Genomic DNA, 6,533 nt, shown 5'->3' on the forward strand with positions numbered 1-6,533 from the left:
CGCGGCGGCGAGCGCGAGCCCGACGACGACGAGCTCCGTCCGGCCACGCGGGCGCGACCCGGCGCGCGCCGGACGGCGGCCGCGCGCGGGGCTCGACCGTACGGGGCGGCTCACGACGGTGCGGCTCTCGGATCCAGGGGTGTCCACCTGGCCAGCGTCCCGGTCGCATGCACGGCGGGGCGTCGGCCGACGGGCTCGTCGTCGCGCCCCCGGCGTCCGCCTCAGGGCGGAACCCCCGGACCGCGCCCTGCTCCCGGAGGCTGACGTTCCCGTGTCCCCCTTGTTCCGTTTCGTCCCGTGCAGGAGGGTGTCGACGGGCCTGGACGGACGCGACCCGCGACCGCGACGGCCGCCCCGGTGACGGGGACCGACCAAGGGGGGAAGACGTGGCCACACGACCACACCGGGTCCTGATCTCCGCGCTCGCGGTGGCAGGGCTCACGGCGGGCCTGCTCGCCGTCGTGCCGACCGCGGCGGGGGCCGCGAGCACGAGCCGGACATCCGCGAAGGAGGCCGCGCGGGTCGACCGCGTGAAGGCGCCGCACCTGGACTGGTACGACTGCTCGGCCTACTTCGGCGACCGCACGCAGTGCGCCACCGCGACGCTGCCGCTCGACTACGACAAGCCGACGGGCGCGACCACGGAGGTCGCGCTCCTGCGCCTGCCGGCGTCCGACAGGAAGAAGCGGATCGGCTCGCTGTTCGTCAACCCGGGCGGCCCCGGCGGCTCGGGCGTCGAGGCGGCCGCCGCCGCCGAGCAGTTCCTCAGCCCCGAGCTGACGGAGCGGTTCGACGTCGTCGGCCTGGACCCGCGCGGCACCAACTACAGCGCCGCGGTGAAGTGCTTCCCGAACGCGGGCGCGCAGGCGAAGGCGTACCAAGGGTTCGGCGTCGACTTCCCGGTCGGCGCGATCGAGCGCCTGGCCTGGATCTCGTCCTCCGAGAAGGTCGGCAGGGGCTGCTCCACCACCGGCAAGCCGCTCTCGGCGTCGATGTCGACGGCCGAGGTCGCGCGCGACATGGACGTCCTCCGGCGAGCGGTGGGCGACAAGAAGCTGACGTTCCTCGGCTTCTCCTACGGCACCTACCTCGGCAACGTCTACGCCAACATGTTCCCCGACCGCGTCCGTGCCGTCGCGATCGACGGCGTGCTGGACCCCGTCGGCTGGGCCGGCACCGCCGCGACGCGGACGGTCCCGCAGACGCAGCGCATCCGCTCGGGCGAGGGCGCGCGCTCGGCGCTGCTGGAGATCCTGCAGCGGTGCCGCATCGCCGGGCCCGACTACTGCGAGACCGCCAAGCGCGGCACGCCCAAGGCCGTGTACGACTCGGTGATCGCGTCCCTCAAGAAGAAGCCGGCGACGATCACCGACCCGGAGACCGGCGAGGTGCTGCTCGAGCTGACCTACTCGGCGTTCGCGGGCTTCCTGCTCGGCGACCTCTACGCGCCGGACGCCGGCACGTACGTGGACCTCGACCTGTCGTTCGTCGCCGACCTCGTCTCCGGCGGGGCCGGCGTCAGGAAGACGGCGAACGCACGCCTCGCCACCCGGGTTGAGGCCCGCCAGCGCGAGGCCGCGCAGCACCAGGCCGACGGGAAGCGCGCGCGGGCGTTCGGGTTCGCGCTGCCGTACGACAACGGCAACGAGGCCTTCTGGTCCGTGCTGTGCACCGACGGGCTGAACCCGGCGAAGGCGTCCGACTGGACGCGCGCGACGCAGATCGCCCAGCAGCGGGCCCCGGAGTTCGGCCCGCTGTGGACGTGGAGCTCGTCGCCGTGCGCGAGCAGCACCTGGACCGCGAAGGACGAGGACGCGTACCGCGGCACGTTCAGCCACCGCACCGCGGCCCCCGTGCTCGTCGTCGGCAACACGTGGGACCCGGCGACGAACGTCGACGGGGCCGTCGCGGCCGCCGAGCTGCTGCCGAGCAGCCGGCTCGTCCTCAGCGACTCGTGGGGCCACACCGCGTACGGCACGTCGGAGTGCGTGACGAACGCGGTCGACGCCTACCTGCTCAGCGTGAAGCTGCCCTCCGTCGGCAAGCACTGCACCGGCGACCAGCAGCCGTTCACGACGCCGCTCGAGGAGGGCGACTCCGCCAAGGCGCTGCGCGTGGCGCCGCGGCGTGGCCTGCCGCCGGTCGTCCCGCCGGCACCGGGGGCGACCCCGCGCCTCTGACCGCGCGATCGGCCGGTGGGTCCGGCCGTGGCTCCCCGCCCGGGGTCGTGGGTCCGCCCGCGGCCCCGGGCGGTCGTCCGCGCGGTGACGGGGTCGTCAGCCCTCGACGAGGGCCGGGTGGCGGGGGTCGTCGACGAGCACGACGACGTCGGCGACCTCCTGCAGCCCGACCTCGTCCGCGTACCGCCCGTACGCGGGCAGCGTCCACGCGAGCTCCGCGGGCGTGCGCCGTGCGAGCGTCGCGGGCCGCACCGCGAGGTGCACGACGACGTCGAGCGCGAGCCACCGGCCCAGCAGCAGCGACCCGTCCAGCACCACGGCGCCGCCCGGGCCGAGCGGCACCCGGTCGGCCCGCGTCGCCCGGTCGCGCCGGGCGTCCCACAGCGACGGCAGGACGAGGCCCGTGCCCGCGGGCTCCAGCGGGTCCAGCACCTCGCGGGCGAGGGCGCCGGTGTCGAGCCGGTCCTCGTAGAACGCGTCGGGGTCCTCCCGACCGTGCTCCAGCCGCACGGACGCGGGCCGCAGGAAGTCGTCCGCGGAGACGCGGAGCACCGGACGGCCCGCGACGCGCAGCCGCTCGGCGACCAGGTCCGCGAGCGCGGCGGGCTCGGTCGGCGGTGCGCCGTCCACGGCGACCCGCACCCATCCGTCCAGCGCTCCCGCCCGCGCGACGACGAGCCGGGCGACCTCGTCGAGGGTGGTCGGACGCGCGCGCACGGCCCCAGTCTCACCCGGACCGGATCACCCGGCAGGCCTGGCCGGTCCCCGGTGGGCGCGGGCTAGGCTCGCGGGGTCCCCCCGAGCCGGCGCCGAGCCGTCGCGGGGCGCGCCCGTCCGCCTCGCCGAACCGGGGCCGTCCGGGTCGAACCGTCCACGTCGAAGGAGTGCGACCCCATGGGGTACTTCACCAAGCCCGGTGCCGAGCAGCGGCCCAGCCTCGCGCCGATGGCCAAGGAGCGCATCACGGAGCGCCTGGAGGCGCAGGGGCTGCGGTACCTGGTCGACGACGACGGCGACGCCGCCGGCTACTGGGACGGGCACCTGTTCTACTTCTTCGTCTACGGCGACGCGGACCAGGCGTTCCAGGTGCGCGGCCGCTGGAACCGCAAGCTCGGCACCGAGCACCTGGACGCGCTCGTGCGGCTCGCGAACGAGTGGAACTCGGAGCGGCTGTGGCCCAAGGTCTTCGTCCGCGAGGAGGAGGGCCTGCTGGGCGTCTACGGCGAGCTCACCGTCGACTACGCCGACGGCGTGGCGGACGAGCAGATCGACCGCCAGATGAACTGCGGCGTCGCGACGACGATCGGCCTGTTCGAGCACCTCGACGAGCTGTACCCCGAGGCCGCCGCGGCGGCGAAGGCGGAGCTCGAGCAGGCGTGAGCGACGGCGCCCGCGCGGGCCGTGCGGGCGCCGCGGCGCCGTCGTCGGAGGCCTTCCAGGTCGACCTCGGCGGCGTCGTCGACCTGCTGGCCCGGCACCTGTACTCCGGTCCGCGCGTCTACCTGCGCGAGCTGCTGCAGAACGCCGTCGACGCGATCACCGCGCGGCGCGCGATCGAGCCGGAGGCCCCGGCGCGCGTGCGCCTGCGCGCGCTCGACGACGGGACGCTGGAGGTCACGGACACCGGCGTCGGCCTGACGGCGGCCGAGGCGGCCGAGCTGCTGGCGACCGTGGGTCGCTCCTCGAAGCGCGACCTCGACCTCGGCGTGGGCCGCGCCGAGTTCCTCGGGCAGTTCGGCATCGGGCTGCTGTCGGCGTTCATGGTCGCCGACGAGATCGAGCTCGTCTCGCGCTCTGCGGCGGACCCGCAGGCGCCCGCGATCCGCTGGGTGGGCCGGCCCGACGGGCGCTACACGCTCGAGGAGCTGGCGGCGACGGACGCACCGGACGCGCCGGGGTCCACGGTGCGGCTGCGGGCGCGCGTCGACGGGACCCACTGGCTGGAGCGCGAGACGGTGCTGGAGCTGGCGCGCGAGTTCGGCGGGCTCCTGCCGGTCGACGTCGCGGTCGAGGTGCCGGTGGAGACCGCGGGCGGCGGGGCGCGCACCGCCTGGCGGCGCGTGAGCGAGCCGGAGCTGCCCTGGCGCGTGCGCCACGCCGACGAGCCGGCGCGGGCCGCGGCGCTCGCCCGGTACTGCGAGCGGGTGCTCGGGTTCACGCCGCTCGCGCACATCGACCTCGAGGTGCCGCTGACCGGCGTGACCGGCGTGGGGTTCGTGCTGCCCGCGGCGGTCCCGCCCGGCGGGGGCTCCACGCACCACGTGTTCCTGCGCCGGATGCTGCTCGGCACCCGCGTGGACGGCCTGCTGCCGGACTGGGCGTTCTTCGTGCGGTGCGTGCTCGACGCCGACGGCCTGCGCCCGACCGCGTCGCGGGAGTCGCTGCACACCGACGAGGCGCTGCTCGTCACGCAGGAGCAGCTCGGCGCCCAGGTGCGCGCCTGGACCGAGCGCACGCTGGCGAGCGGGACGGCGACCGCGCGCGAGCTCGTCAGGACGCACCACCTGGCGGTCCGGTCCCTGGCGCTCGTCGACGACGCGATGCTGGACCTCGCCGCCCGGGTGCTGCCGTTCGAGACGACGGACGGCGAGCTGACGCTCGCGGAGGTGGCGGAGCGGCACGGCGCGGTCGTGCACACGACGAGCGTCGAGGAGTACCGCCGCGTCGCGCCGGTGGCGCGCGCGCAGGGCATGGCGCTCGTCAACGCGGGCTACGTGTACGACGCCGACCTGCTCGCGCGCCTGGCGGACCGCCCGGGGTGGCAGGTCCGCGCGCTGCGGTCGCAGGACGTCGCCCAGGTGCTCGCTCCGCTGGAGCCGCTGCGCGAGCTCGAGGTCCTCGACGCGCTGGACGCCGCCCGCGGCGCCGTCGCCGAGCTCGACGTCGAGCTGCAGGTGCGCGTGTTCGAGCCCGCGCAGCTGCCCGCCGTCCTGCTGCAGGACCGGGACGCCGAGCACGCCCGCGAGGTCCGCCGGACCGTGGACGAGGCCGCCGACCTGTGGGGCGGGGTGCTGGCCGGGCTCACGGGCGCGCAGGCGCCGGCGAGCCGGCGCCTCGTGCTCAACGACGCGAACCCCACGGTCCGCCGGCTGCTGGCGGCGGCCCCGCAGGACCCCGTGCTCGCGGCCGGGGTCCGCTCGCTCTACGTCTCGGCCGTGCTGCTGGCGGGCGAGCCGCTGCGCGTGCGCGAGGCGCGCGTGATGAACGAGTCTCTCGGGGCGCTGCTCGACGCCGGGCTGCGCGACCCGGGCGTCGGCACCGCCGGCAGCCCCCGCAGCACCGACGAGGACCCCGACCAGCCCGACGACGAGGAGCTCGTGTGACCCGCAGCCTGCACCAGGCCAACGACGAGATCGGCGCGGTCGGCCGGCTGCCCTACGGCACGGCGCGCACGCTGGCCGCCGAGCAGCAGGTGCGCCTCGTCGACGCCGAGGGGCCCGACGAGGCCCGCGCCTACGCGCTGTACACCCTCGTCGACTCGATGGTGTGGGGCGGGGAGGTGCAGCGCGCCTACCTGCCGTTCACACGGCTCGTGCGCTGGCTCGACGAGCACCCCGAGCACTTCGACGAGCAGGACCGCAGCGCGACGTACTGGTCGTTCAAGTGGATGGTCGGCGACCTCATGAAGTTCCCCGAGGTCCCGGCCGAGCAGATCGAGGCCACGCTCGAGGACATGGAGCGCCGGTACGCCGTCGCCGGGCTCGGGCGGGACGCCGTCGCGGCGGAGAAGTTCGGCTGGGCCGCGCACCGCGACGCGCCCGAGACGCTCGCCCTGTACGACGAGTGGGTCCGCACGCCGCGCGACGAGTTCTCCCAGTGCGTCGTCTGCGACCCGGGCGACCGCGCGGCCTACCTGTTCGACGCCGGCCGCACCGACGAGGCCGTGCGGATCGTCGAGGAGGTGCTGGCCGAGGGCGAGAGCTGCGCGACCGAGCCCGCGACGATGCTGTCCTACCTGGCGCCCGCCTACCTCGACGCGGGCCGGACCACCGACGCCGCGCGGGCGTACCGCCGCCTCGTCGCGGCGCTCGCCGAGAGCCGCTCGGACATGGCGTCCACCCGTGGCCGCCGGTTCGTGCTGCTCGCCCGCGGCGGGCGCACCGCCGAGGCGCTGCGCGCGCTGCACGACGACCACCGCCTGCTGACGGCGGCGGACACGCCGCTCGGCCGCCTGGCGTTCCTCGTCTCGGTCGTCGCCGGGACGGCGGCGCTGCTCCCCGACGCCGCCGAGCACGCGGTCGACGCCGGCGAGGTGCCCGCGGGCACCGTGGCCGAGCTGCACGCGTGGGCCGACCGCGAGGCGACGGCGCTCGCCGCGGCGTTCGACCGGCGCAACGGCACGACGGCGATGGC

4 protein-coding genes and 1 pseudogene are annotated in these 6,533 nt (G+C 76.1%); 4 read left to right on the top strand and 1 reads right to left on the bottom strand.

The features are described from left to right. The first annotated feature begins 386 nt into the window (after window positions 1–386). Window positions 387–2,180: an alpha/beta hydrolase gene (locus tag HGCM_RS03415; protein ID WP_246119423.1), complete on the top strand. Its 1,794-nt coding sequence runs from the start codon at window positions 387–389 to the stop codon at window positions 2,178–2,180. A gap of 96 nt (window positions 2,181–2,276) precedes the next feature. On the opposite strand, the gene HGCM_RS03420 is transcribed toward HGCM_RS03415, so the two are convergent. Then, the gene (locus HGCM_RS03420) at window positions 2,277–2,897 is read right to left on the bottom strand and encodes a nucleoside/nucleotide kinase family protein (RefSeq protein WP_019135484.1); all 621 of its coding nucleotides are present in this window, start codon (window positions 2,895–2,897) and stop codon (window positions 2,277–2,279) included. A 177-nt stretch (window positions 2,898–3,074) separates the two neighbouring features. On the opposite strand from HGCM_RS03420, the gene HGCM_RS03425 reads away from it, so the two are divergent. From HGCM_RS03425 to HGCM_RS19625, 3 genes and pseudogenes are all read left to right on the top strand, one after another. Next, window positions 3,075–3,560: a type III secretion system chaperone family protein gene (locus tag HGCM_RS03425; RefSeq protein WP_019135485.1), complete on the top strand. Its 486-nt coding sequence runs from the start codon at window positions 3,075–3,077 to the stop codon at window positions 3,558–3,560. After that, window positions 3,557–5,503, top strand: a complete 1,947-nt coding sequence (locus HGCM_RS16660) for an HSP90 family protein (protein WP_019135486.1) — start codon at window positions 3,557–3,559, stop codon at window positions 5,501–5,503. The genes HGCM_RS03425 and HGCM_RS16660 overlap by 4 nt, the downstream gene beginning before the upstream one ends. After that, window positions 5,500–6,533, top strand: a pseudogene (locus tag HGCM_RS19625) (hypothetical protein); the annotation flags it as partial. The gene HGCM_RS16660 and the pseudogene HGCM_RS19625, both read left to right, overlap by 4 nt.

The sequence above is a fragment of the Cellulomonas massiliensis JC225 genome (assembly GCF_000312005.1).
Taxonomy (GTDB): Bacteria; Actinomycetota; Actinomycetes; order Actinomycetales; family Cellulomonadaceae; genus Cellulomonas; species Cellulomonas massiliensis.

Bases quoted from the DNA above. Each gene is read 5' to 3' on its own strand.
- HGCM_RS03425 (WP_019135485.1), top strand. From the start codon at position 3,075: ATGGGGTACTTCACCAAGCCCGGTGCCGAGCAGCGGCCCAGCCTCGCG.